General features: G+C 38.5%; 24 protein-coding genes, 3 tRNA genes, 3 rRNA genes, 1 other RNA gene and 1 riboswitch. Of the genes, 26 read left to right on the forward strand and 5 right to left on the reverse strand.

Features of this window, described 5'->3' with window-relative positions; translation table 11 throughout:
- Window positions 1-76 precede the first annotated feature (76 nt).
- Both serS and NYE52_RS00100 read left to right on the forward strand, forming a co-directional pair.
- On the forward strand, window positions 77-1,357 hold the full coding sequence (serS, locus tag NYE52_RS00095) for a serine--tRNA ligase (RefSeq protein WP_341191246.1): 1,281 nt from the start codon (window positions 77-79) through the stop codon (window positions 1,355-1,357).
- Window positions 1,358-1,546: 189 nt separating this feature from the next.
- Window positions 1,547-1,639, forward strand: a tRNA-Ser gene (locus NYE52_RS00100).
- Between the two features lie 191 nt (window positions 1,640-1,830).
- Here NYE52_RS00100 and NYE52_RS00105 read toward each other — a convergent pair.
- Complete coding sequence (locus tag NYE52_RS00105) at window positions 1,831-2,502, reverse strand: deoxynucleoside kinase (protein ID WP_341191247.1); 672 nt, start codon at window positions 2,500-2,502, stop codon at window positions 1,831-1,833.
- A complete protein-coding gene (locus NYE52_RS00110; RefSeq protein ID WP_341191248.1) occupies window positions 2,480-3,139 on the reverse strand; it encodes a deoxynucleoside kinase in 660 nt (219 codons plus the stop codon). Before NYE52_RS00110 ends, NYE52_RS00105 begins: the two co-directional genes overlap by 23 nt.
- Window positions 3,140-3,437: 298 nt before the next feature.
- A riboswitch (TPP riboswitch) is annotated at window positions 3,438-3,547 on the forward strand.
- Between the two features lie 117 nt (window positions 3,548-3,664).
- Between NYE52_RS00110 and NYE52_RS00115 the strand changes: the two genes are divergently transcribed.
- From NYE52_RS00115 to NYE52_RS00135, 5 genes are read left to right on the forward strand one after another with little or no spacing between them, the layout of a single operon-like run.
- Window positions 3,665-4,276: a thiamine phosphate synthase gene (locus NYE52_RS00115; protein ID WP_341191249.1), complete on the forward strand. Its 612-nt coding sequence runs from the start codon at window positions 3,665-3,667 to the stop codon at window positions 4,274-4,276.
- Complete coding sequence (thiO, locus tag NYE52_RS00120; protein ID WP_341191250.1) at window positions 4,260-5,387, forward strand: glycine oxidase ThiO; 1,128 nt, start codon at window positions 4,260-4,262, stop codon at window positions 5,385-5,387. Before NYE52_RS00115 ends, thiO begins: the two co-directional genes overlap by 17 nt.
- Window positions 5,388-5,591: a sulfur carrier protein ThiS gene (gene thiS, locus NYE52_RS00125; RefSeq protein WP_341191251.1), complete on the forward strand. Its 204-nt coding sequence runs from the start codon at window positions 5,388-5,390 to the stop codon at window positions 5,589-5,591.
- Window positions 5,592-5,594: 3 nt separating this feature from the next.
- On the forward strand, window positions 5,595-6,362 hold the full coding sequence (locus NYE52_RS00130; protein ID WP_341191252.1) for a thiazole synthase: 768 nt from the start codon (window positions 5,595-5,597) through the stop codon (window positions 6,360-6,362).
- Entirely contained in the window at window positions 6,359-7,366 is a 1,008-nt protein-coding gene (locus NYE52_RS00135; RefSeq protein WP_341191253.1) for a ThiF family adenylyltransferase, read from the forward strand. The genes NYE52_RS00130 and NYE52_RS00135 overlap by 4 nt, the downstream gene beginning before the upstream one ends.
- Window positions 7,367-7,412: 46 nt before the next feature.
- Here the strand turns inward: NYE52_RS00135 and NYE52_RS00140 are convergent, their stop codons facing one another.
- Window positions 7,413-8,699 (reverse strand): glycoside hydrolase family 18 protein, encoded by a 1,287-nt coding sequence (locus tag NYE52_RS00140; RefSeq protein WP_341191254.1) that lies wholly within the window; start codon window positions 8,697-8,699, stop codon window positions 7,413-7,415.
- A gap of 35 nt (window positions 8,700-8,734) precedes the next feature.
- On the reverse strand, window positions 8,735-9,298 hold the full coding sequence (locus NYE52_RS00145) for an isochorismatase family cysteine hydrolase (RefSeq protein WP_341191255.1): 564 nt from the start codon (window positions 9,296-9,298) through the stop codon (window positions 8,735-8,737).
- Between the two features lie 155 nt (window positions 9,299-9,453).
- Here NYE52_RS00145 and tadA point away from each other — a divergent pair, with 155 nt between their 5' ends.
- From tadA to rrf, 12 genes are all read left to right on the forward strand, one after another.
- Complete coding sequence (gene tadA / locus NYE52_RS00150) at window positions 9,454-9,966, forward strand: tRNA adenosine(34) deaminase TadA (RefSeq protein ID WP_341191256.1); 513 nt, start codon at window positions 9,454-9,456, stop codon at window positions 9,964-9,966.
- A gap of 84 nt (window positions 9,967-10,050) precedes the next feature.
- Window positions 10,051-10,315, forward strand: an RNA gene (gene ffs, locus NYE52_RS00155) — signal recognition particle sRNA large type.
- 212 nt (window positions 10,316-10,527) lie between these two features.
- Window positions 10,528-12,231: a DNA polymerase III subunit gamma/tau gene (gene dnaX, locus NYE52_RS00160; RefSeq protein ID WP_341191257.1), complete on the forward strand. Its 1,704-nt coding sequence runs from the start codon at window positions 10,528-10,530 to the stop codon at window positions 12,229-12,231.
- A gap of 77 nt (window positions 12,232-12,308) precedes the next feature.
- Complete coding sequence (locus NYE52_RS00165; protein ID WP_047944843.1) at window positions 12,309-12,629, forward strand: YbaB/EbfC family nucleoid-associated protein; 321 nt, start codon at window positions 12,309-12,311, stop codon at window positions 12,627-12,629.
- Window positions 12,630-12,640: 11 nt separating this feature from the next.
- The gene (recR, locus tag NYE52_RS00170) at window positions 12,641-13,237 is read left to right on the forward strand and encodes a recombination mediator RecR (RefSeq protein ID WP_341191258.1); all 597 of its coding nucleotides are present in this window, start codon (window positions 12,641-12,643) and stop codon (window positions 13,235-13,237) included.
- 17 nt (window positions 13,238-13,254) lie between these two features.
- Window positions 13,255-13,473, forward strand: a complete 219-nt coding sequence (locus tag NYE52_RS00175) for a YaaL family protein (RefSeq protein ID WP_341191259.1) — start codon at window positions 13,255-13,257, stop codon at window positions 13,471-13,473.
- A 159-nt stretch (window positions 13,474-13,632) separates the two neighbouring features.
- Window positions 13,633-13,896 (forward strand): pro-sigmaK processing inhibitor BofA family protein, encoded by a 264-nt coding sequence (locus tag NYE52_RS00180; protein WP_031539269.1) that lies wholly within the window; start codon window positions 13,633-13,635, stop codon window positions 13,894-13,896.
- A 466-nt stretch (window positions 13,897-14,362) separates the two neighbouring features.
- Window positions 14,363-15,911: ribosomal RNA gene (locus tag NYE52_RS00185) — 16S ribosomal RNA — on the forward strand.
- 122 nt (window positions 15,912-16,033) lie between these two features.
- Window positions 16,034-16,110, forward strand: a tRNA-Ile gene (locus NYE52_RS00190).
- 23 nt (window positions 16,111-16,133) lie between these two features.
- Window positions 16,134-16,209 (forward strand) — tRNA-Ala (locus NYE52_RS00195).
- 262 nt (window positions 16,210-16,471) lie between these two features.
- A 23S ribosomal RNA gene (locus NYE52_RS00200) occupies window positions 16,472-19,406 on the forward strand.
- A 94-nt stretch (window positions 19,407-19,500) separates the two neighbouring features.
- Window positions 19,501-19,617 (forward strand): 5S ribosomal RNA (rrf, locus tag NYE52_RS00205).
- Together the 16S, 23S and 5S rRNA genes with 2 tRNA genes alongside form the textbook arrangement of a ribosomal RNA operon.
- Before the next feature lie 74 nt (window positions 19,618-19,691).
- On the opposite strand, the gene NYE52_RS00210 is transcribed toward rrf, so the two are convergent.
- A complete protein-coding gene (locus NYE52_RS00210; RefSeq protein ID WP_341191260.1) occupies window positions 19,692-19,904 on the reverse strand; it encodes a sigma factor G inhibitor Gin in 213 nt (70 codons plus the stop codon).
- Between the two features lie 176 nt (window positions 19,905-20,080).
- On the opposite strand from NYE52_RS00210, the gene NYE52_RS00215 reads away from it, so the two are divergent.
- The 7 genes from NYE52_RS00215 (at window position 20,081) to yabA (ending at window position 25,446) form a co-directional block, all read left to right on the forward strand.
- Window positions 20,081-21,520: an aminotransferase class I/II-fold pyridoxal phosphate-dependent enzyme gene (locus NYE52_RS00215; protein WP_341191261.1), complete on the forward strand. Its 1,440-nt coding sequence runs from the start codon at window positions 20,081-20,083 to the stop codon at window positions 21,518-21,520.
- Between the two features lie 21 nt (window positions 21,521-21,541).
- Window positions 21,542-22,171, forward strand: coding sequence for a dTMP kinase (gene tmk / locus NYE52_RS00220; RefSeq protein ID WP_341191262.1), 630 nt, complete (start codon window positions 21,542-21,544; stop codon window positions 22,169-22,171).
- Between the two features lie 170 nt (window positions 22,172-22,341).
- On the forward strand, window positions 22,342-22,671 hold the full coding sequence (locus tag NYE52_RS00225; RefSeq protein ID WP_031537105.1) for a cyclic-di-AMP receptor: 330 nt from the start codon (window positions 22,342-22,344) through the stop codon (window positions 22,669-22,671).
- Between the two features lie 106 nt (window positions 22,672-22,777).
- Complete coding sequence (locus NYE52_RS00230; RefSeq protein WP_341191263.1) at window positions 22,778-23,215, forward strand: YaaR family protein; 438 nt, start codon at window positions 22,778-22,780, stop codon at window positions 23,213-23,215.
- A 13-nt stretch (window positions 23,216-23,228) separates the two neighbouring features.
- On the forward strand, window positions 23,229-24,236 hold the full coding sequence (holB, locus tag NYE52_RS00235; RefSeq protein ID WP_341191264.1) for a DNA polymerase III subunit delta': 1,008 nt from the start codon (window positions 23,229-23,231) through the stop codon (window positions 24,234-24,236).
- A complete protein-coding gene (locus tag NYE52_RS00240) occupies window positions 24,229-25,056 on the forward strand; it encodes a PSP1 domain-containing protein (protein ID WP_341191265.1) in 828 nt (275 codons plus the stop codon). The genes holB and NYE52_RS00240 overlap by 8 nt, the downstream gene beginning before the upstream one ends.
- Before the next feature lie 12 nt (window positions 25,057-25,068).
- Window positions 25,069-25,446, forward strand: a complete 378-nt coding sequence (gene yabA, locus NYE52_RS00245) for a DNA replication initiation control protein YabA (RefSeq protein WP_341191266.1) — start codon at window positions 25,069-25,071, stop codon at window positions 25,444-25,446.
- Window positions 25,447-25,482: the final 36 nt, after the last annotated feature.

A 25,482-nucleotide genomic window follows, 5' to 3' on the forward strand; every position in this document is an offset into this window, starting at 1 on the left:
TGAGGATTTCTAATACAGGACCTGGACTCTATAAAAAGTAGATTGCATGTAAAAATGAAAATGGGAGGAATAAAATATGCTAGATATTAAATTTGTTCGTGCTAATTTTGATTTTGTGAAAAGTCAATTACAGCATCGAGGAGAAGATTTATCAGAGCTTGAGAATTTTGAAGCATTGGATGTAAGACGAAGAGAGCTTATTGTTGAAACAGAACAATTGAAAAGTAAAAGAAATGAAGTATCACAGCAAGTAGCAGTATTAAAGAGAGAGAAAAAGGATGCAGAAGCTCTTATTGTGGAAATGCGAGAAGTTGGCGAAAAAATTAAAGAATATGACAATGAGCTACGTGAAGTAGAAGAAAAATTACAAACCATTATGCTTGGAATTCCGAATCTTCCTCATGAAAGTGTTCCAGTAGGAGATACAGAAGATGATAACGTCGAAATTAGAAAATGGGGCGAAATTAGAAAATTTGACTTTGAACCAAAGCCACACTGGGATGTTGCTACTGACTTAGATTTGCTAGATTTTGAAAGAGCAGCAAAAGTAACAGGAAGCCGTTTTGTATTTTATAAAGGTTTAGGGGCTAAACTAGAAAGAGCATTATTTAACTTCATGCTTGATTTGCATACAGAGGAACATGGTTATAAAGAAATTATCCCGCCTTTCTTAGTAAATAGAGCAAGTCTAACAGGTACGGGACAATTGCCTAAGTTTGAAGAGGATGCTTTTTTAATAGAAAAAGAAGACTATTTCTTAATTCCAACTTCAGAGGTACCTGTAACAAACTTGCATAGAGATGAAATTCTTGATGGAGATCAGCTTCCGATCAAATATGCTGCATTTAGTGCAAACTTCCGTTCTGAAGCAGGATCTGCTGGAAGAGACACAAGAGGACTGATTAGACAACACCAATTCAACAAAGTAGAGCTTGTTAAGTTTGTGAAGCCAGAAGATTCTTATGAGGAGTTAGAGTCTTTAACAGGTAACGCAGAAAAAGTTTTGCAGTTATTAGGATTACCATACCGTGTCTTGAGCATGTGTACAGGAGATTTAGGATTTACAGCAGCAAAAAAATATGACGTTGAAGTATGGATTCCAAGTTATAATACGTATCGAGAAATTTCTTCTTGTAGTAATTTTGAAGCTTTCCAAGCAAGAAGAGCAAATATTCGTTTCCGCAGAGAGCCTAAAGGAAAGCCAGAGCATGTGCATACATTAAATGGATCTGGTCTTGCAATTGGAAGAACAGTTGCAGCAATTCTAGAGAATTACCAGCAAGCAGATGGTAGTGTTGTAATTCCTGAAGTGCTTCGACCTTATATGAGAAATAGAGAAGTAATTTCTCCAGAATAATAAAAGGGTGCTAGGTCTCGTGAGAGGGATGTATATCCTCTCATGAGGTCAGTTAATCCTAGTTTGGAGGAGAACAATTGCTCACGACAGGGAAGTTTTTTGTATCCGGTTTTTTATAGGGAAAATAAAAAAAATGAAAAATATAGTTGACTTATGTTTCTATAGATGATATATTATTACTTGTCTGATGGAGGAATACCCAAGTCCGGCTGAAGGGATCGGTCTTGAAAACCGACAGGCGGGTCAAACCGCGCAGGGGTTCGAATCCCCTTTCCTCCTCCATGATTTTTAAATTTACATTGCGCATAATATTTGGAGATATATGTGACCTGCTACTTTAGTAGCAGGTTTTTTATTTGTATTTTTTTAAATATAGAAAGAAAGAAAAAAGGACTTTCCTTATGTTTTGGATTACAGTCAGCTATCCTTAAGATGGAGCTGGCTGTAATCGCGAAAACAGGGAAAGTCTTTTTTTATGCTTTTCGGCTATAGTTTTTTTGCTGAATAATTGTACTAATCTTTTCTAAAATTGGTTCGATAGATTGGGTCCCAGCAATTGCATCATACTCGTTTATATTTAAACGAAGAACAGGGCAGGCTGAGAAAGACTCAATCCATTTTTCGTATCTTCCGTGCATCTCTGTCCAATAATCAATTGGTGTTTGTTTTTCCATTTCTCGACCTCGTCTATCAATACGCTGTAAAATATCATCAAGAGATCCTTCAAGATATATTAACAAGTCTGGATGAGGGAAGTAAGGAGTCATCACCATTGCATCAAATAAACTTGTATATGTTTCATAATCTACTTCTGACATTGTCCCTTTTTCATAATGCATTTTTGCAAATATACCAGTATCTTCATAAATAGAGCGATCTTGGATAAATCCTCCACCATATTCAAAGATTTTTTTTTGTTCTTTAAATCGTTCTGCTAAAAAATATACTTGTAGATGAAAACTCCATCGACTAAAGTCATGATAAAATTTATCAAGGTATGGATTTGTATCAACTTTTTCAAAGGAAGTTCGAAATTGCAAAGCATCTGCTAATGCGTTTGTTAAAGTTGATTTACCAACACCAACTGTTCCAGCAATCGTAATAACGGAATTGCTAGGAATATTATATTTTGTTCGTAGATTCATGATTAAAGGCTCCTATATTTAAAGTTTCTTTTATTGTGTTAATAATTTTTACTAAGTCTTGCCTATTTTGAACAAAGTCCAGTGTATCTCCATTGAATTCTAATACAGGAATCTGTGGATTATTTTGTTTGAAGTCATTCATGACAATATCGTAATCAGAAGCTAGTTGCTCTAAATAAAGAGGACTAATATTTTTTTCTATGTCTCTATCTCTTTTTCTTATTCGTGCCATTATTGTATCCAAACTGGCATGTAAGTAAATAATAATATTTGGCATTGGCAGATCTTCTGTTAACACTTCGTATATACGCACATACTTCTCTAAATCGCTATCCTGTAAAGATCTTTTTGCGAAAATAAGATTTTTTAATATATGATAATCTGCAACCACAGGAATGTCTTTAGTTAAATAATGGTCTCTTGTATCGTTTAATTGCTTAAATCGATTACATAAGAAAAACATTTCTGTTTGAAAGCTCCATTCATCAATGTTTTCATAAAATTTTCCGAGGAAAGGATTTTCTTCGACGATTTCCTTTAGAAGCTCGTATTGAAAATACTCTGAGAGTAATTTAGCTAAAGAAGTTTTCCCAACTCCGATAGGTCCTTCTACTGTAATAAAAGGGATACTATTCACACTTGTCCCTCCTGTTTTCTTATTTTAGAAGCTTAAAGGCTTGCGGGTTCGTTAAACAAAGACAAACTTTATATATACAGCCCTTGCTTCTTTTAGTAAGTAATAAAAATAGTACAAGAGTCATTTTAACACATGGAGGGGAAAGAGGACATATGCTTGTTTTTTCCTAAATAATTATTCTGTTGTAAACCTATATTCTAGCTGAATAATTATGTGGAGTTGGTGAAAAAGTATAAAATTTAAGAATTTTCAATTGATAAATTATTAATGTATGGTATTATATGGGTAAAGTTTATAAATGAATCACTAGGGGATCCCTTGATAAGGGCTGAGAATAAAGTAGTTACTTTTAAACCCTCAAAACCTGAACAGGTTCGTACCTGCGTAGGAAAGTGGAGTATCGTTAAATATGTATGCTTGATGAACTTTTCATTAGGTGTAGTTTATTAACCACTTTTCTATAATTGGAAAAGTGGTTTTTTGCGTTTTTCGCCACTTTTCCTTCTACATGATAAGTTGGGGGTGATGAGTATTAAGATAATGGCTGTAACAGATGATAAACAATCTTTAAAGGAGCTTTCTGCTATTTTATTAGAAATCCATCCATATGTGGATTATTTGCAAATTAGAGAGAAAGCCAAAAGTCCAAAAGAAATTTATTGGCTATGTGATTATTTGCTTAAGGAAGGAGTACCTGCGAGTAAAATAATCGTTAATGATCGTCTTGATGTTGGAGTATTGCTCTCGTTAAAAAATGTCCATTTACCGTCAAGTGGATTGTCTGTTCATCACGTGAAAACAAGGTTTCCTGAAATGTTTATAGGTGTATCCGTTCATAGCAAAGAAGAGGCTATTTTAGCAGATAAAAGGAATGCAGATTATATCCTATATGGTCATTGTTATCCTACAAATAGTAAAAAGGGAAAGTCGCCTATTGCACTGTCCACTATCTCAGATATTAAAAGAAATATATCTATTCCCCTGTATGCTATAGGAGGGATTACGGAAGACCGAATAGGTGAACTAGCTAATTTGGGGGTAGATGGAGTGGCTATTATGTCGGCTATTTTTTCATCATCCCATCCATTAAAGACAGTGAAAAGGATAAGAGAAAGATGTGATGAGCTTGGAAGCTAGGAAAGTTGATGTCGCCATTATTGGTGGCGGAATTATCGGTAGTTCTATTGCTTTCTATTTGGCAAAAGAAAAGAAAAAGGTAGCTATTTTAGAAGCACACCAAGTTGGTGGGAAATCAACTAGTGCAGCAGCCGGGATGCTTGGTGCACATTCTGAATACAAGGAATTTAAGCATCTCTATCCATTTGCAAGAAGTAGCCAGCTTTTATATAAAGACCTTTATGAAGAGATAAGAGAGCTTACAGCTATTGATTTTGAAAAGAAAAATGGCGGATTATTGAAGCTTGCTTATTCAGAGGAAGAAAAGAGAGACCTGGAATCGATTCTTTCGTTGTCGTCGGTGGAATGGTTGGATTGCAATGAAGCAAGGGGGAAAGTTCCACAGTTAGCAGCAGATTTCATAGGAGCTGCTTATTTAAAAGAAGATGTACATATTACCCCATTAATAGCATGTAATGGTCTGAGTAAAGGGGCTCAACTATTCGGAGCTGAAATTTATGAATATACCCGTGTATTAAGAGTGGAAAAGAATGGAATGGGATATTTATTAAAAACATCACAAGGGACCTTTTTGGCAGATAAAGTTGTTATTGCGAGCGGAGTGTGGAGTAATTACTTTTTTCAGCAATTAGGATTATCTCATGAAATTGTTCCTGTAAAGGGCGAATGTGTGGCTGTAGTCAATGAAGGAGCTCCGTTACATTATTCTGTATTTCATGATCAATTTTACATTGTACCTAGAAATAATAATGAACTCATTATTGGTGCAACAAAAAAATGGAATGATTGGAGTGAGGAACCTTCCCTTGATGGAATAGAAGAGGTAATACAAAAAGCAAAAAGGATGATTCCTGAAATTGGAGAAATGAAATGGAAAAGGGCCTGGGCGGGACTTAGACCGCAAACGAATGATGGATATCCTTTTATAGGAGAACATCCAGAGATGAAAGGGTTATATTTTGCAACTGGGCATCAAAGGAATGGCATATTATTAGCGCCTGCAACAGGGAAGATGATTCGTGATTTAATGATTGGTTTACCTGTAGAGAAAGCATGGATAGAAGCATTTAAAGTGGAACGTAATAATTTTGCTCTTAGGGGAGGGATGTAATTGAACATACAATTGAATGGTAAGGAACAGCAATTACCAAAAGATGTAGCCACAGTGGAGGATTTGTTGTGTTTATTTGAGTTAAATAATCGTATTGTCATAGTAGAAATAAATAGAGATATTTTACAAAAAGATCAATACCAAACTTATATATTGAAAGAAAGAGATAGAGTAGAATTAATCCATTTTGTTGGAGGAGGGTAATAGATGTTAAAAATAGCAAATCGTACTTTTCAATCTCGTTTACTACTGGGAACAGGGAAATATCCATCATTTGAGGTGCAAAAAAAGGCTGTGGAAGTATCTGAAAGTGAGATTCTAACTTTTGCTGTGCGCAGGATGAATATATTTGAAGAATCACAGCCGAACTTTTTAGAGCAATTAGATTTAACTCGTTATACACTACTTCCTAATACTGCTGGAGCAAAAAATGCAGAAGAAGCGGTGAGAATTGCGAAGCTTGCAAAGGCATCCGGATTATGTGACATGATCAAAGTAGAAGTAATCGGTTGTGACAAATCGTTGCTGCCAGATCCGATAGAAACGTTAAAAGCTTCTGAACAGCTATTAGAAGAAGGATTTATTGTGTTGCCTTATACTTCTGATGATGTGGTGCTTGCGAAAAGGCTAGAGCAGCTAGGTGTACATGCCATTATGCCAGGTGCTTCACCAATTGGGTCTGGGAAAGGAATTATTAATCCATTAAATTTACAATTCATCATAGAACAAAGCACGATACCTGTTATTGTTGATGCGGGAGTCGGTTCTCCTAAGGATGCAGCATATGCAATGGAGCTTGGAGCAGATGGGGTGCTTTTGAATACGGCGGTTTCAAATGCGAAAGATCCAGTTACAATGGCTCTCGCTATGAAGCTAGCTATCGAGGCAGGCAGACTAGGATATGAAGCAGGGAGAATAGAAGAGAAAAATTTTGGAGTTGCGAGTAGTCCGTTGACAGGGATGATTACATCTTGACTAGTCGTTTTATGAAACAGGAATTATTTATTGGAAAAGATGGGCAAAGGAATATTGAAAATAGTCATGCTGTTATTTTAGGAGCAGGTGCCTTAGGTTCGGCAGTATCTGAGATGTTAGTCAGAGCTGGAATAGGAAAACTAACCATTATCGATCGAGATTATGTGGAACAAAGTAATCTCCAAAGACAACAGCTATATACAGAAGAGGATGCTGCGAAAAAGCTTCCTAAAGCAATTGCGGCTAAGAAGAGACTAAAGGAAATTAGTGGTTATACTCTAATAGAATCGATTGTGGAGGATATAAACTACCAAACTATTGAAAAATTCATTCATGGTGCTTCCATTTTAATAGATGGAACGGATAATTTTGAAACGAGGCTTGTAATAAATGATGCTGCGATTAAGCATCAAATTCCTTTTATATTTGGCGCTTGTGTCGGGAGCTATGGGCTTTCTTATCCAGTTGTTGGAGGGAATGTTCCGTGTCTCCATTGCTTGATTGACAAGCTTCCTTCTCAGCAAGTCACATGTGATACAGCAGGGGTCATAAGTCCAATTGTTCAGTGGGTTGCTGCAATGCAAGTATCACAAGCAATGCAAATTCTGTCAGGTAAAACGATATTGCCAGTCCTTCGTTCTTTTGATATTTGGAAAATGGAATATGTGGAAATGAATGTCGCGAAATTAAGAAATAATAGTTGTCCTACATGTGGAATAGAAGCAGATTTCCCATATTTATCTTTTCGAAACCAAACGAAAGTAGCTGTACTATGTGGGCGGGATGCTGTTCATATTCGTCCACCTATGTCAAAGGAATTGGATTTGTATGAGCTTTCTCAGCAGTGGAAGTCACTTGTGGTACATTTAACGGCCAATCCTTATTTATTATCTTTTCATTATGATGCATATCGTGTGATTCTTTTTAAAGATGGACGCGCAATCATTCATGGAACTTCAGAAGAAAGTGTGGCTAAATCAATTTATGCGAAATTAATTGGTTAGAAAGAAATAAGGAAAGCTCTGTTTGAGGCAGACCTTTCCTTATTATTTATGCTCGTTTAGTTACTTGGAAATTATCAAGGATTAAAAGCCAGTTTTGAGGAAAGGATAACCCTAATTTCCAATAGCTAATTCCTCTTAAATTAAGCTCCTTAATTAAATTGAATTTAGCCTGAATGGAACGGGCATCTTCAAACCATACTTCATGTAGTTTCCCTTCGCTATCGGTATATTTAAAATAGGGAGCCTGTGCTTTTTGATCATATAATATAGCAACATTGTTATCAGCTGCCAGCTGAATGGCTGCTTGAGGACTAAGTGCTCTGGCGACTGAACCTTCAACGAATGGCAATGTCCAATCATATCCGTATAGATTTTGCCCCATCATAATTTTAGAGGAAGGTATTTCCGTTACGGCATATTGTAGAACATCTCTAACCGGACCTATAGGGGAAACAGCCATTGCAGGTCCGCCGCTATATCCCCATTCATATGTCATGATAACAACGAAATCAACAATTTCCCCGTGGGCTCTGTAATCATGCCCTTCATACCACTTGCCTTTTTGGTTGGCACTTGTTTTTGGTGCCAATGCAGTCGATAATAGCCAGCCTTCTTGTGAAAAACGATTTTTGGCTTTGCGTAGGAAGGAGTTGTAAGCTTCGCGATCAACTGGTCTTAAATATTCAAAATCAAAATGAATATCCTTAAACCCGTATTTTTTTGCAGTTGTGACAATATTATTGATAAAGTTGTTTTGAATGGTTTCATCGTTTAACAGAATTCTTCCTAATTCATCACTAAATTGATCATTTTCTTGATTCGTAATAACCATCATTAATACATTATTATTTCTTTGTGCGATACTTGGGAAATTATTTAGAAGCGGTTCTTTTAAAGTGCCATCTCGTAGTGCTTGGAAACTAAAAGGAGCGAGATAAGTTAAATAAGGAGCGGTTTCTCGTGCGCTTGCCTCTAAATTTGGCGCAACGGAAGTGCCTCGTGGTTCCACATACGCGTTAGTATCTACGGGTCTTTTAGGTAGCTCGGGAATGTATAAACGTAAGCCGACTTGTAAATGTTGGTTAACAGGAATGGAATTAATAGAAGCCAATTGTTCGTAATTAACTCTAAATCTTTGAGCGATAGACCAGAGACTATCTCCTGGTTTTACCCAATAAAAGCTTCCGATAATGGGAATGAGAAGTGCTTGCCCTATTGTTAATCGATTTGGATTTGGTAGGTCATTGGCTTCTATCAAATCATTAACCGTTGTACTGTATGCAGCTGCAATGCCTGTTAAGGTTTGATTATTGCTGACAACATGAATTTGCATATTCTTCCCTCCTGATAAGGATACATTATTAAAGCTTATGAAGAGGAAAGGTTAGAAATGCTGGTATTTTCTTTGAATGTAAATATTTTCGCGCTCATGACATTTTTCATCATACGAATAGCGTATTGATTATCCTTATCGTCGACAGAAGCAATGCAATTGTCAGGGATAAGAAGAGGGTATTCTCGCATATAGGCATCGTTAGCGGTGAATAAAACGCAAATATTGCCTGCTATGCCGGTAAGGATAAGCTTTTTTACTTGGAGCTGATTAAGTAATGTATATAGTGCGGTTCCGTAAAAGGCAGAATGTCTTGGTTTTATTAGAAAGTAATCTGAGTCATTTGGCTTGATTTTGTCGATAACTTGATCGCTTTTTTCATTGCTGCAATATTCCACTACTTTATTTAATTCTGCTTGCCATAGATTATAATGATCATTGATATAGATGATGGGGATATTTTCTTTTTGGCATTGTTTTTTTAGTAATTGAATTTGTTCTGCAATGATTAATGCTTTTTCTGCTAAGATATTTCCGTGATCAAAATTAAAATCATTTATCATATCAATAATTAAAAGAGCGGTGTTAGATGCTTCCATACAGTTCTCCTTTTCTATGTAAAATGGTAGAATGAAGCATTGGTTATGGTTGTTAGAGGGTAAAATCAATCAAACCAATATTATTACTAACTTAGTTTAAGTCAAAGAAGAAATTTCATTACAAATTTTGTGTTTTTATATAGGTGGGCTTAAGAATGGAAGAAAATGAAGATCAATTTTTTATGAAAATAGCTATAGAGGAAGCGCAGAAGGCGGCAGAAATAGGAGAGGTGCCAATAGGAGCAGTTGTTGCCTATAAGGGTGAGGTAATAGCAAGAGCACATAACTTAAGAGAAACGGATCAATCTGCTGTTGCGCATGCAGAATTGCTTGCTATAGAGAAAGCGTGTAAAACATTGGGGACATGGAGGTTAGAAGAAGCGACACTTTATGTTACGCTTGAACCATGTGCAATGTGTTCTGGTGCTATTTTGCTGTCCCGTATCCCTCGAGTGGTTTATGGAGCTGTTGATCCTAAGGGAGGATGTGCTGGTACCTTTATGAATCTGCTTCAAGATAGTCGATTTAATCATCAGAGTGAAGTGATTTCTGGTGTTTTAGCAGAAGAATGTGGTCGGTTATTAACTTCTTTTTTTCAGGAAATAAGAACCCGGAGGAAGGAAGAAAAACGATTAAAGGCAGGAAACACAGGAGCTTACAATAATTAACAAATGCTTTATGTTGATTTTTCCTGTCATTATCAGTATACTAAGAGTGTGTCTTAGGACACCTAATATTCGGTATCAATTTTGTCGTGCTAAGCGGGGAGGTAGCGGTGCCCTGTACTCGCAATCCGCTCTAGCGAGGCTGAATTCCTTTCTGAGGCTGGTATCCTGTAGGGTCTGCCTTAAGTAAGTGGTGTTGACGTCCGGGTCCTGCGCAATGGGAATCCATGAACCATGTCAGGTCCGGAAGGAAGCAGCATTAAGTGGACACCCCCATGTGCCGCAGGGTTACCTGGACTGAGCTAACTACTTAAGTAACGCTTATGGGTGCCAGTCGATGAAAGGTGCACGGCAGTTATAATTTATACATACAAAACTCATCCTTATCGGATGAGTTTTTTTGTAAGTTAAAGCAATTACCTATGATTCTTACGCTTGAAGAACAGATGATTTTCTTTTTCATTGAGAATAACTATTTCCATATTAGTATGTATGCTATTATGTATGTAAAATTATAAATGGATAAGTTATAATAATGAATGAAAATAAAAAATGGAGGGTACTATGAACTATCAAGCTTTATACCGGGTTTGGCGTCCTCAACAGTTTATAGATGTGGTAGGGCAGGAACACGTAACAAAGACATTGCAAAATGCCCTTCTTCAGCAAAAAATCTCTCACGCATACTTATTCTCTGGTCCAAGGGGAACGGGGAAAACAAGTGCGGCGAAAATCTTAGCGAAAGCTGTTAACTGTGAGAGAGCACCAATCAGTGAACCTTGTAATGAATGTGATGCATGTAAGGGAATTACAGACGGCACTATACCTGATGTAATCGAAATAGATGCTGCTTCAAATAACGGAGTAGAAGAAATAAGGGATATAAGAGATAAGGTTAAGTTTGCTCCTAGCTCTGTACCTTATAAAGTTTATATTATTGATGAAGTGCATATGCTATCAATTGGAGCCTTTAATGCTCTTTTGAAAACATTGGAGGAACCCCCTAAACATGTAATTTTTATTTTAGCCACTACTGAACCTCACAAAATTCCTTTAACGATTATTTCAAGATGTCAGCGATTTGATTTTAGACGGATTACATCGCAAGCGATTGTCAATCGAATGAGATTGATTATGGATGAGTCAGCAATCTCCTGTGAGGAAAAAGCACTGCAAATGATTGCAAGAGCAGCAGATGGCGGAATGCGCGATGCATTAAGCTTATTAGATCAAGCTATCTCTTATAGCAATGAAGTGGTTACAGTAGAAGATGCTTTGACAGTGACAGGTGCTGTTTCCCAAAACTTTTTAAATACCTTATCTAAAGCAATTTTAGATGGAGACACGGTAAGAGGTCTTCAATCGTTAGATGAATTACTTCTTTCTGGTAAAGACTCTAATCGATTTATTGAAGATTTTATCTTTTTCTACCGGGATATGCTGCTGTATAAAACAGCGCCTCGTTTAGAAGAATCTTTAGAGAGAGTTTTATTAGATGATGATTTTAAAGAGCTTGCGGAAGCGTATACCCATGAACAAATTTATGAGCTCATTCATGTATTGAATAAAACGCAGCAAGATATGCGTTGGACAAACCATCCTAGAATCTTTTTAGAAGTGGCAATTGTAAGGCTTTGTCAGTTGGAGACGGCTAAGTCATCTGGGCAATCAAATGTGGATATCCCTGAAATACAATCTTTACTTAATAAGATAACTTTTTTAGAAGAAGAAGTTACAAATCTTAAGCAAAAGGGTGTAGTAGTAGCAACTGAAGCACAGCCAGCACAGAAAAAAGTAAGATCAAATAGAAAAGGATTCCAGGCTCCTCTTGGTAAAATAACAGAAACACTTAAAAGTGCAACGAAGCAAGAATTGCAAAAAGTAAAAAGTAATTGGGGAGCAATGTTAAATACGCTGGTGCAAAACCAAATGAGATCGCAAGCAGCGTTATTAAATGAAGCGGAACCAGTTGCTGCATCAGGAGACTCCTTGATAATTAAGTTTAAATATGAAATCCACTGTCAAATGGCATTAGATAATGGTAAATTTATAGAGACGATTACTAATTCTTTGTATCAGCTTATAGGTACAAGGTATAATTTATTAGGAGTCCCGGAAGAACAATGGCTCAATATTAGGGAAGAGTTTTTAAATAGTTCCCATCATGCTGAGTCAAACGAGGCAGACGATGAAACTCGTCAAGATAATCCTGTTGTTTCGGAGGCAATAAAATTATTCGGTGAAGAATTATTAGAAGTGAAGGATTAATTTTGAACCTATTGGTTATATATGTACATAATATGTAGATAAACCAATGGAAACTATAAACTTGGAGGTAATTAGATATGCGTGGAATGGGAAATATGCAAAATATGATGAAGCAAATGCAAAAAATGCAAAAGAAAATGGCAGAAGCTCAAGAACAGCTTGGTGAAGAGAAAATCGAAGGAACAGCAGGTGGTGGAATGGTAACTGTTGTTGTATCAGGCCATAAAGAAATTATTGATGTTATTATTAAGGAAGAGGTTGTTGATCCAGAAGATGTAGAAATGTTGCAAGATCTTGTTTTGGCAGCAACAAATGATGCATTAAAAAAAGCGGATGAACTTACTAACTCTACAATGGGTCAGTTTACAAAAGGATTAAATCTTCCTGGAATGTTTTAAGGAGGAAGATTATGCATTATCCTGAACCTATATCAAAGCTGATCGACAGCTTTATGAAATTGCCAGGCATCGGGCCTAAAACGGCCTCAAGACTGGCTTTTTTTGTATTAAATATGAAAGAAGATACAGTATTAGATTTTGCAAAGGCACTTGTTAATGCAAAAAGAAATCTTACTTATTGCTCTGTTTGTGGACATATTACAGACCAAGATCCTTGTTATATATGCCAAGATAGTAGAAGAGACAGAAGTATTATATGTGTAGTGCAAGATCCGAAAGATGTTATAGCTATGGAAAAAATGAAAGAATACAATGGACTTTATCACGTGCTCCATGGCGCTATTTCTCCGATGGATGGTATAGGACCAGAAGATATTAATGTACCGTCATTAATAAAAAGATTGCAAGATGATGAAGCGCAAGAAGTTATTATGGCAACCAATCCGAATATAGAAGGAGAGGCAACAGCCATGTATATTTCCCGTCTTTTAAAACCATCAGGAATTAAGATAACAAGAATTGCTCATGGTTTGCCAGTGGGTGGAGATTTAGAATATGCAGATGAGGTTACACTATCTAAAGCATTAGAAGGTAGAAGAGAAGTGTAAAGATAGGAGGGCTAGTGATGTTCTTTCAAAGAAAAGGAAAGTTAAGGAAGGAATTCGATGAAAAGCTATTAGTCCAATTTAGTCATTTAAAACAAGAATGGTTAAATGATAAGAGTCTATTAGATAAAAGTTTTGACCCTTCCGATGAAGTAATTAGTGGTGCTAAGCTATCAGAGGCGAAATATTTCTTTTTATTTAAAGAAGCAAAGCAAAGAAAAATAAACTTGCTAAAATAAAATAAACAGACTGAGTGGGAAATGTTTTTTACTCAGTCTGTTTTTTATTTTAAGCTGCTAATTAAACTTATAATTAAAAAGAAAAGTTGTCCTTCCTAGGTCTTATTTATAGAAAAGGTACATATTTATAAATACAAGCATAGTGAGGGAGGATGGATAGTGAGTCCGGTTGTTATTATATCTATTGTCATCGGTTTAATTATTTTGTTGCTAGTAGTGGGAACACCAATAAAGCCGCTTAGAATGATTGGACAAGGTATTATTAAAATTATGATTGGTGCATTGTTTTTATTTTTTTTAAATACGGTTGGTAATCAATATGGTATACATGTGCCAATAAATTTTGCAACTTCAACTGTATCAGGGATATTAGGAATCCCAGGCGTGGCAGCATTAGTAGCGATTCAACTATATATTATTTAATTATTGAATTTAGCGATAAGATTATCTAAATCTACTTCAAAGTAAATAAAACTTTGAGGGAAGTATAGATAATCTTTTTTCTTTGATTGGGGGGATGTATAAGAGTAGAGAAAATATTTCTCTTTATTAATTAGGAATATATCAAATGAAGTTTTGTTTTAATTAAATTGCTAAAATATAAATAATAAAAAAGACAATGGGAAAGTGTTGACTTCATTAAGAAAGGGTGATAATATATAAAAAGTCGCCAGATTGATTGTATTAATCGCTGGAAACACTTTAAAAAAGTGTTTGACATTAGTGAGAGATTATGATATTATATAAAAGTTGCTTCTGATAGCAACAAATTAATTGCTCTTTGAAAACTGAACAAACAAACGTCAACAATAAACGTTTTATAACTAACGTTATAGAATGACAACAAGTAACAAAAAAGCTAGAGTTTAGCAATGAGCTAATCAACTCTTTATTGGAGAGTTTGATCCTGGCTCAGGACGAACGCTGGCGGCGTGCCTAATACATGCAAGTCGAGCGGACTTTAAAAGCTTGCTTTTAAAGTTAGCGGCGGACGGGTGAGTAACACGTGGGCAACCTGCCTGTAAGACTGGGATAACTTCGGGAAACCGGAGCTAATACCGGATAATCCTTTTCCACTCATGTGGAAAAGCTGAAAGACGGTTTACGCTGTCACTTACAGATGGGCCCGCGGCGCATTAGCTAGTTGGTGAGGTAACGGCTCACCAAGGCAACGATGCGTAGCCGACCTGAGAGGGTGATCGGCCACACTGGGACTGAGACACGGCCCAGACTCCTACGGGAGGCAGCAGTAGGGAATCTTCCGCAATGGACGAAAGTCTGACGGAGCAACGCCGCGTGAGTGATGAAGGTTTTCGGATCGTAAAACTCTGTTGTTAGGGAAGAACAAGTACAAGAGTAACTGCTTGTACCTTGACGGTACCTAACCAGAAAGCCACGGCTAACTACGTGCCAGCAGCCGCGGTAATACGTAGGTGGCAAGCGTTGTCCGGAATTATTGGGCGTAAAGCGCGCGCAGGCGGTCCTTTAAGTCTGATGTGAAAGCCCACGGCTCAACCGTGGAGGGTCATTGGAAACTGGGGGACTTGAGTGCAGAAGAGAAGAGTGGAATTCCACGTGTAGCGGTGAAATGCGTAGAGATGTGGAGGAACACCAGTGGCGAAGGCGACTCTTTGGTCTGTAACTGACGCTGAGGCGCGAAAGCGTGGGGAGCAAACAGGATTAGATACCCTGGTAGTCCACGCCGTAAACGATGAGTGCTAAGTGTTAGAGGGTTTCCGCCCTTTAGTGCTGCAGCAAACGCATTAAGCACTCCGCCTGGGGAGTACGGCCGCAAGGCTGAAACTCAAAGGAATTGACGGGGGCCCGCACAAGCGGTGGAGCATGTGGTTTAATTCGAAGCAACGCGAAGAACCTTACCAGGTCTTGACATCCTCTGACACTCCTAGAGATAGGACGTTCCCCTTCGGGGGACAGAGTGACAGGTGGTGCATGGTTGTCGTCAGCTCGTGTCGTGAGATGTTGGGTTAAGTCCCGCAACGAGCGCAACCCTTGATCTTAGTTGCCAGCATTAAGTTGGGCACTCTAAGGTGACTGCCGGTGACAAACCGGAGGAAGGTGGGGATGACGTCAAATCATCATGCCCCTTATGACCTGGGCTACACACGTGCTACAATGGATGGTACAAAGGGCAGCAAAACCGCGAGGTCGAGCAAATCCCATAAAACCATTCTCAGTTCGGATTGTAGGCTGCAACTCGCCTACATGAAGCTGGAATCGCTAGTAATCGCGGATCAGCATGCCGCGGTGAATACGTTCCCGGGCCTTGTACACACCGCCCGTCACACCACGAGAGTTTGTAACACCCGAAGTCGGTGGGGTAACCTTTATGGAGCCAGCCGCCTAAGGTGGGATAGATGATTGGGGTGAAGTCGTAACAAGGTAGCCGTATCGGAAGGTGCGGCTGGATCACCTCCTTTCTAAGGAAAATGGAATTTACATTCCATCAAAGATTGTTGACGATTTGTTGTTCAGTTTTGAGGGAGCAATTCCTCAAAAAATAGATAAGGTAAGAACCTTTTTACTTTATCAAACATAAAATGGGCCTATAGCTCAGCTGGTTAGAGCGCACGCCTGATAAGCGTGAGGTCGATGGTTCGAGTCCATTTAGGCCCACCATTTTAAAATTATATACCATTTTTGGGGCTTTAGCTCAGCTGGGAGAGCGCCTGCCTTGCACGCAGGAGGTCAGCGGTTCGATCCCGCTAAGCTCCACCAAAATTGTTCTTTGAAAACTAAATCATTAAATAGAAGTAACCAAGATAAACCGAGTAATCGCCATCTTAGATTCTCTATTTTAGAGAATTACTTCTTTGAAAAGTAATCGTATTAATCGAATGCTTATTCGAAGATTTGAGAGCAAAGAGAAGCAAGTAGGTCAAGGAAGCGACCGAGCGAGCACCGGAGCGTACGCTAGTACGTGAGGAGCAGAGTGAGAGAGCTGACGAAGAGATACGCCGCTTATCTTTGGTCGAAACTAAGTTAAGTTAGAAAGGGCGCACGGTGGATGCCTTGGCACTAGGAGCCGATGAAGGACGGGATTAACACCGATATGCTTTGGGGAGCTGTAAGTAAGCTTTGATCCAGAGATTTCCGAATGGGGAAACCCTCTATCCGTAATGGGATAGAATCTTTACCTGAATACATAGGGTACTGAAGGCAGACCCGGGGAACTGAAACATCTAAGTACCCGGAGGAAGAGAAAGCAAACGCGATTCCCTGAGTAGCGGCGAGCGAAACGGGATTAGCCCAAACCAAGAGGCTTGCCTCTTGGGGTTGTAGGACACTCTATATGGAGTTACAAAGGAACGGGGTAGACGAATCGATCTGGAAAGGTCAGTCGTAGAAGGTAAAAACCCTGTAGTCGAAACTTCGTTCCCTCTTGAGTGTATCCTGAGTACGGCGGGACACGAGAAATCCCGTCGGAAGCAGGGAGGACCATCTCCCAAGGCTAAATACTCCCTAGTGACCGATAGTGAACCAGTACCGTGAGGGAAAGGTGAAAAGCACCCCGGAAGGGGAGTGAAATAGATCCTGAAACCGTGTGCCTACAAGTAGTTAGAGCCCTTTTATGGGTGATAGCGTGCCTTTTGTAGAATGAACCGGCGAGTTACGATTACATGCGAGGTTAAGTTGATAAGACGGAGCCGCAGCGAAAGCGAGTCTGAATAGGGCGAAATAGTATGTGGTTGTAGACCCGAAACCAGGTGATCTACCCATGTCCAGGGTGAAGTCCAGGTAACACTGGATGGAGGCCCGAACCCACGCACGTTGAAAAGTGCGGGGATGAGGTGTGGGTAGCGGAGAAATTCCAATCGAACTTGGAGATAGCTGGTTCTCTCCGAAATAGCTTTAGGGCTAGCCTCAAGATTTAGAGTATTGGAGGTAGAGCACTGTTTGGACTAGGGGCCCCCATCGGGTTACCGAATTCAGACAAACTCCGAATGCCAAATACTTATTCTTGGGAGTCAGACTACGAGTGATAAGATCCGTGGTCAAGAGGGAAACAGCCCAGACCACCAGCTAAGGTCCCAAAGTATACGTTAAGTGGAAAAGGATGTGGAGTTGCTTAGACAACCAGGATGTTGGCTTAGAAGCAGCCACCATTTAAAGAGTGCGTAATAGCTCACTGGTCGAGTGACTCTGCGCCGAAAATGTACCGGGGCTAAACGTATCACCGAAGCTGTGGATTGACATCTATGATGTCAGTGGTAGGAGAGCGTTCTAAGGGCGTTGAAGCTAGACCGTAAGGACTGGTGGAGCGCTTAGAAGTGAGAATGCCGGTATGAGTAGCGAAAGATGAGTGAGAATCTCATCCACCGAATGCCTAAGGTTTCCTGAGGAAGGCTCGTCCGCTCAGGGTTAGTCGGGACCTAAGCCGAGGCTGAAAAGCGTAGGCGATGGACAACAGGTTGATATTCCTGTACCACCTTTAAATCGTTTGAGCAATGGGGGGACGCAGGAGGATAGGGTAAGCGTGCTGTTGGATTAGCACGTCCAAGCAGTTAGGCCGGTAATGAGGCAAATCCCATTACCATACGGCGGAGCTGTGACGGCGAGGGAAATATAGTACCGAAGTTCCTGATTCCACACTGCCAAGAAAAGCCTCTAGCGAGATTTATGGTGCCCGTACCGCAAACCGACACAGGTAGGCGAGGAGAGAATCCTAAGGTGAGCGAGAGAACTCTCGTTAAGGAACTCGGCAAAATGACCCCGTAACTTCGGGAGAAGGGGTGCTCTTTTGGGTGTTAAAGCCCGAGAGAGCCGCAGTGAATAGGCCCAGGCGACTGTTTAGCAAAAACACAGGTCTCTGCGAAGCCGCAAGGCGAAGTATAGGGGCTGACACCTGCCCGGTGCTGGAAGGTTAAGAGGAGGGGTTAGCGTTCGCGCGAAGCTCTGAATTGAAGCCCCAGTAAACGGCGGCCGTAACTATAACGGTCCTAAGGTAGCGAAATTCCTTGTCGGGTAAGTTCCGACCCGCACGAAAGGTGTAACGATCTGGGCACTGTCTCAACGAGAGACTCGGTGAAATTATAGTACCTGTGAAGATGCAGGTTACCCGCGACAGGACGGAAAGACCCCGTGGAGCTTTACTGCAGCCTGATATTGAATTTTGGTACAGCTTGTACAGGATAGGTAGGAGCCTTGGAAGCCGGAGCGCCAGCTTCGGTGGAGGCATTGGTGGGATACTACCCTGGCTGTATTGACATTCTAACCCGCACCCCTTATCGGGGTGGGAGACAGTGTCAGGTGGGCAGTTTGACTGGGGCGGTCGCCTCCTAAAAAGTAACGGAGGCGCCCAAAGGTTCCCTCAGAATGGTTGGAAATCATTCGTAGAGTGTAAAGGCACAAGGGAGCTTGACTGCGAGACCTACAAGTCGAGCAGGGACGAAAGTCGGGCTTAGTGATCCGGTGGTTCCGCATGGAAGGGCCATCGCTCAACGGATAAAAGCTACCCCGGGGATAACAGGCTTATCTCCCCCAAGAGTCCACATCGACGGGGAGGTTTGGCACCTCGATGTCGGCTCATCGCATCCTGGGGCTGTAGTCGGTCCCAAGGGTTGGGCTGTTCGCCCATTAAAGCGGTACGCGAGCTGGGTTCAGAACGTCGTGAGACAGTTCGGTCCCTATCCGTCGTGGGCGTAGGAAATTTGAGAGGAGCTGTCCTTAGTACGAGAGGACCGGGATGGACGCACCGCTGGTGTACCAGTTGTCTTGCCAAAGGCATCGCTGGGTAGCTATGTGCGGAAGGGATAAGTGCTGAAAGCATCTAAGCATGAAGCCCCCCTCAAGATGAGATTTCCCATAGCGCAAGCTAGTAAGATCCCTGAAAGATGATCAGGTTGATAGGTCAGAGGTGGAAGCGTGGCGACATGTGGAGCTGACTGATACTAATAGATCGAGGACTTAACTAAAAAATCTTAGCGCAAGCTAAGTAAGATTACTCGGCAAAATGGTTTACTTCTAAAATGATTTAGTTTTGAGAGAACAATTCTCTAACTAAATAAGTCTGGTGGCGATAGCGAGAAGGTCACACCCGTTCCCATACCGAACACGGAAGTTAAGCTTCTCAGCGCCGATGGTAGTTGGGGGTTCTCCCCCTGTGAGAGTAGGACGTCGCCAGGCACTAATGAAACAAGCATCTACCAAAGAAGATGCTTGTTTTTTTCTGCTTATTTTTTATTATAATTAGTTGGATTTTAGGCTTGTCGCCTTTCTTGTAGAATTCGTGCTTTTCCCATTTGATAAACAAAAAATTGATATTTTGGATCATTTGTTTTTGTGTTAACGATTTCTCTCTCACATTCCATACATATAAACGATTGAAAAAGATGAATTCCTTCTAATTTATTTTTTTCACATATGAGACATTTTTCCCCTTGTATTGATTGAGTATAATGAGATTTCCCCATTTTTTCTCCACCTCCATAGCAACTATTTTAACCATTTTAGCAATCATTTATACATTGATTCTCATAGTCTATCAATCACTTAAATGTATTTTGAGCGAGTGGAGAGATAGGACATGGCGAGATAATAAAAAAAAGTGATAAAATAAATAAAGAGAAAAAAGAAAAGAGGAAGACAATTGCAAGAAAAAACACCTTTATATTCTAAACTCTTACAGTTTCAGTCGGAAAATAATATATCTTTTCATGTACCCGGCCATAAGAATGGAGAATTGCTCTCTTATGATGATAACGAATGGAAAAGATCTTTATGGAAATTCGACGTGACGGAACTTAATGGCCTAGATGATTTGCATGCTCCAATGGGCGTTATTGAGGAGGCAGAAAAACTATTAACAACTCTTTATGAAGTTAAAAAAAGCTATTTTCTTGTAAATGGAAGTACTGTAGGAAATTTAGCTATGATACTATCTGCCTTAAAAGAAGGAGATAAAGTATTTGTTCAAAGGAATAGTCATAAGTCGATTATGAATGGTATAAAGCTAGCTAAAGCACAACCGATTTTACTTAGTCCTGATTACGAGGAAGAATGGAAAGTGGAAACATTCCTATCAGAAAGTACAATTAAGCAAGCAATAGCTCAATTTCCTGAGGTGAAAACCCTTATACTAACTTCTCCGAATTATTATGGTATGGTTGGAGACTTAAAGGCAATCATTCAATTAGCGCATGACAACGGAATTTGTGTTTTAGTTGATGAAGCGCATGGTGCTCATTTTTTAGGAAGTGATTTTTTTCCACCATCAGCTGTTCAGCTTGGAGCAGATATAGTTGTTCAGTCCGCACATAAAACGCTTCCTGCTTTAACGATGGGAGCATACTTACACTATAATACTGATTTCATAAAACAGCATGAAGTAAAATATTATCTGGAGATATTGCAGTCCAGCAGTCCATCCTATTTAATCATGTCCTCCTTAGATAAGGCTAGATATTATTTAGCAACGTATGATACAGAGGACAGGGAGTATCTCCAAAAAACACTCACTTCTTTTTGCAATGAGTTGCAAATGATTCCGCAGTTAAAAGTGTTAAGCTATTCCCATCATGGGGATCCTTTAAAAATTACTGTTCAATCAACAGTCAATATAAGCGGATTTGAACTTCAAAAACAATTGGAACAGGAAGGAGTATATACAGAATTAGCTGATTCTAATAATGTTTTGTTTGTTTTTCCCTTGTTAAAAAAGGAAATGGACTTCCCTTTGAATGAGGTTATTGCAAAAATTAAAAAGGCAGTGTCTAGAAATTCATCTGAAATTTCCAATGAGAGGGAAGTTCTAACACCTATAAAAAAAAGCGAGGATATAGTAGAATTAAAACTTAGTGAAAAAGAGCAAGCATTACGAAGTAAAAGGGAAGTATCACTAACCGATGCTCTTCATGCTGTTTGTGCAGAAACAATTATTCCATATCCACCAGGAATTCCTATTCTAATGCCTGGTGAGGAAATAACATTGTATCATATCAATCAATTAAAGAACTTAATAAAGGATGGAGCAAGATTTCAAGGCAATCCATCTATATATGAAAATAAAATAAAAATTTTCGAGAAATGACAGCTTTAGGAGGACAATAAGTTGACAAAAGGGCTCTTTATTACATTAGAAGGACCAGAGGGAGCAGGGAAAACAACGATTATTGATAGGTTGTTAACCTATTACCAGGAACAAGAAAAGCAGATTATAAAAACGAGGGAGCCAGGTGGTATCCCTATTTCAGAAAAAATTAGAAGCATTATATTAGATCCCAAGCATACAGAAATGGATGCTAGAACGGAAGCTTTACTATATGCTGCTGCAAGAAGACAACATTTAGTAGAGAAAGTGATACCAGCTCTTAATAGTGGAGCGATTGTTCTATGTGACCGTTTTATTGATAGTTCTTTGGCTTATCAAGGTTTTGCTAGAGGAATTGATATGGATGAAATTTGGAAGATTAATCAGTTTGCTATTGAAGATGTGATGCCGGAGCTAACGATTTATTTTGATCTAGATCCACGAGTTGGTTTAGCAAGAATCAATAATACTAGTGATAGAGAAATCAATAGACTCGACTTAGAAAAAATAGAATTTCATGAATTAGTTCAAGAAGGCTATTATAAGGTAATAGAGAAATTTCCAGAGAGAATAGTTAAAGTAGATGCATCCAAGCCTTTAGAGCAGGTTTTTCAAGATACGATAGATATTATTAATCGTTTTTTAAAGTAACATCGGTTGCTTTTATAAGCATCTAGTGTCAATAGATGCGTTCTATGACTGAGATGAGGATAGATACGATTGGAATTATTTTTTCTTTCAGCTGTTTGTTTTTGAATTTATTGCTATAATAGGGACAAGTTATAAAATCATTCGGAAACTATAATAAGGGGCGGGATAAAATGAAATTAATTCTGACAGTCATTCAAGATAAAGATAGTAATAAATTGCTTAATGCACTTGTTGAAAATAATTTTAGAGCGACAAAGCTTGCGAGTACTGGCGGATTTTTGAAATCTGGAAATACCACCTTTATGATAGGTACGGAAGATATACGAGTCGAAAAAGCACTGCAAATTATTAAAGATAATTGTCAATCAAGAGATCAATTAGTTGCTCCTGTATCTCCTATGGGAGGAAATGCAGATTCCTATGTCCCATATCCAGTAGAAGTGGAAGTCGGGGGTGCTACTGTATTTGTATTACCTGTGGAGCAATTTAAGCAATTTTAAATGATACATCGGTTAACTTCATGTTACCGATGTACTTTGGTGAATAAAGGACTAAGGTAGTCATGCCTTTCTAGTAAGAAGTAGAACGTTCTTCAGGAGGACGATTATGAAGATTAATAAAGACATTCGAATCAATCCGGAAGGGACTAGAATAGAAGCTAAGGGAAGTCTAGGTGGTTCGAAGTTTCAAGGATATGTCCAACAACAAAATGAAAAATTAAAGGTCGAGCAGCTTCAAACATTAATAAAAAATATTGATGATATTGGTAATAGGTTAGGGCGATCACAAAATCTAAAGGATTTGACCAAATATAAATCCCTAGTTAAGCAGTTTGTAAAGGAAGCTGTTGATTTTGGGATGGAAGTAAAAAAAGATAGTTCTTGGGATCAATTTGGTCAGGGTAGAGATTTAAGTGTTGTGCATGTAATTGATGATAAATTAGTTGAACTAACAGAAGAAGTAATGACAAAAGAGAAAAATAGTTTAAATATTTTGGATAAAATTGGTGAAATTAAAGGTTTGCTGATTAATATATATACGTAATGGAGTGATTGTCTTGACAAGAACATGGGAACAGCTTGAACGGACACAACCCATTGTTTTAAAGATGCTGAAAAATAGCTTAAAAAAAGAACGACTAGCACATGCTTATCTTTTTGAGGGAATGAAGGGAACAGGTAAAAGGGAAATAAGTCTAGTTCTCACAAAGAGTATTTTATGTGAAAATAGTATAGAAGGATATGTTCCATGTGAAACATGTTCTAATTGCAAGCGGATAAATAATGGAAATCATCCAGATGTTCATTTACTGGAACCAGATGGGCAATCAATAAAAAAACATCAGATACAGAGTCTACAAGAAGAGTTCGCAAAAACGGGAGTAGAGTCAAATCAAAAGGTGTATATTCTTGTTCATGCAGATAAAATGACCACAAATGCTGCTAATAGTTTGCTGAAATTTTTGGAAGAACCGAATGCAGAAACAACTGCTATTCTACTAACAGAACAAATTCAGCAAATATTGCCGACTATTTTATCAAGATGCCAAGTTCTTTCTTTCACACCATTATCTCCAACTGAAATGGGAAAAGAACTAGTAAGAAATGGAATTAAATTGAATGAAGCTCCTTTACTTGCGCAAATTACCAATAATTTTGAAGAGGCGTTGACACTTAGTACGGATGAATGGTTTGTACAAGCGCAAAAAATAGTGGTAAAATTATATGAGGCTCTTAAAGGAGCTCCTTTAGAAGCGTTAGTAGCTCTTCAAAGAGAATGGTTTTCGCATTTTAAAGAAAAAGAACAGTTTGATAGAGGACTTGATTTATTATTGCTACTATATAAAGATTTATTATATATACAGCTTGGCAAGCACGATCAGATTGTATACGTTAGCGAAAAAGAACGTCTAGAGGCCTATGCTTTAAGAACGTCTAACAAACGCATAACGGAACAAATGACAGCTATTTTTGAAGCAAAGCGAAAGCTGCAAGGAAATATGAATCCACAGTTATTGATGGAGCAGCTAGTGCTAAAGCTGCAGGAGGGATCTTCAGTTGTATGATGTTGTAGGAATCCGCTTTAAAAAAGCTGGAAAAATATATTATTTTGATCCAAATGAATTAATTATACAAAAAGGAGACTTTGTCATTGTTGAAACTGTTCGAGGTGTCGAGTTCGGAAAAGTAGTAATTGGCCCGAAAAAAGTTGATGAAAATGATGTGGTTTTACCTTTGAAAAAAGTATTAAGAATTGCGGATCAAAAAGATCAAATGATTGTAGAAGAAAATAAGTTAGCAGCAAAAGAAGCATATGATGTTTGCTGTGAGAAAGTGACGCTACATGAATTAGATATGAAATTAGTAGATGTAGAATATACATTTGACCGTAATAAAATAATTTTTTATTTTACTGCAGATGGTCGAGTTGATTTTAGGGAATTGGTAAAGGATTTAGCATCCATTTTTCGAACAAGAATTGAGCTTCGTCAAATTGGAGTTAGAGATGAAGCGAAAATGCTTGGGGGAATTGGCCCATGTGGTAGAATGCTATGCTGCTCGACTTTCTTAGGTGATTTCGAACCAGTATCTATTAAGATGGCAAAGGACCAAAACCTTTCCTTAAATCCTACGAAAATTTCTGGATTATGCGGAAGATTAATGTGTTGTTTAAAATATGAAAATGACGATTATGAGGCTGCAAAGGAACTCTTACCAGACTTAGGTGATTGGATTGATACACCGAATGGAAAGGGAAAAGTTGTTGGTTTAAATATTTTAGAACGTGTACTCCAAGTGGAAATTTCTGAACAAGAACGAGTGCTTGAATATACATTAGATGAAATACTGCAAGAAGATGCTGTTTCAGTTCAATCCACAGATTAATGAGGTGGAAGAGTGGATAAAAAAGAAGTTTTTGAATCAGTAATAAATATGGAAAGTCAAATTGGTAACTTATATAAGCAATTAGGTGATCTTAAACAACATGTGGCGGAGCTTATTGAAGAGAATAATAGGCTGAAGCTAGAAAATGAGAATCTAAGAAGACATTTAGAGGATGTACCTAGAGAAAAAGAATTAAAACAAGATAAACATAAAAAAAGAAACGCAAAACAAAGTAAGATGATTGAGGAGAAAAACATTGATATAGGGGAAGGATATGATAACCTTGCAAGGCTATATCAAGAAGGATTTCATATTTGTAATCTCCATTTTGGAAGTCCTCGTAAAGATGGTGATTGTCTATTTTGTTTGTCGTTTCTTAATAAAAAATAAGGATGTCTCAAAGAAAATAATCCCTGAAAAACTAGC

Source organism: Niallia sp. FSL W8-0635, from assembly GCF_038007965.1.
Classification (GTDB): domain Bacteria; phylum Bacillota; class Bacilli; order Bacillales; family Cytobacillaceae; genus Niallia.